At 50.6% G+C, this 964-nt stretch carries 1 pseudogene; it reads right to left on the bottom strand.

The features are described from left to right. Positions 1-964: pseudogene (locus tag Q5Y71_RS16950) on the bottom strand (IS3 family transposase); the annotation flags it as partial.

Below are 964 nucleotides of genomic sequence, written 5' to 3'. Positions count from 1 at the left end.
TTCAGTTGCATAATCCTGAACCTCTTCAAGGCTGTCGAAGAGGTGCTTGCTGAGCCAACTATACCGAATGGTTCTGTTGGCTCGCTCGATATAAGCATTTTGTTGTGGTTTGCCTGGCTGGATGTACTCGATCCGTATTCGCCGCTTTTTCGCCCATGCTACAAACTCATGACTGATGAACTCAGGGCCATTATCACAGCGGATAATGCTGGGCTTGCCCCGCCATTCAAGTAGCTGGTTGAGAGCGCGAGTCACACGTATCGTTGGCAGTGAAAAACCGGCCTCGATTGCCAGTCCTTCACGCCTGTAATCATCAATGACATTGAACAGCCTGAAGTTCCGGCCATCGCTTAGCTGGTCATGCATAAAGTCCATTGACCATACTTGGTTCGCTTTTGTTGGTTCTTTCAGAGGTTCTGGTGCCTGGCGCTTGAGGCGACGTTTTGGCTTTATTCGCATATTTAACGCTAGCTCACAGTAGATCCGGTAAACGCGCTTGTGGTTCCACTGAGCGTCCTCCACGTTGCGTAGGTAATGAAAGCACTGGCCAAAGCCCCAGTCACTCTGCTCATTTGTTAACCGGATAAGCCAATCGGCAATCTCCTCGTTTTCATCGCTGAGAACAGGCTGATAACGATAGCAACTTTCACTGACACCGAAAGCAGCACAGGCAATTCGAATACTGATGTACCGTGTGGCTACGGCTTGCCGCGCCATCTCCTTTCGCCGAGATGGCTTTACCACTTTTTTTGCAGAGCTTCCTGAACGATTTCAGCCTTCAACCGCTCTTCGGCATACATCTTCTTGAGGCGTCGATTTTCATCCTCCAGTTCCTTCAGGCGGGCCATCATTGAGGCATCCATGCCGCCGTACTTGGATCGCCACTTATAGAAGCTCGCTGAGCTCATACCGTGTTCTCGGCATAGTTCAGGCACTGGCACACCGTTTTCGGCCTGCTTGAGTA

Source organism: Microbulbifer sp. 2205BS26-8, from assembly GCF_030731025.1.
GTDB lineage: Bacteria > Pseudomonadota > Gammaproteobacteria > Pseudomonadales > Cellvibrionaceae > Microbulbifer > Microbulbifer spongiae.
This window is presented reverse-complemented; position numbering and strand designations above follow the sequence as displayed.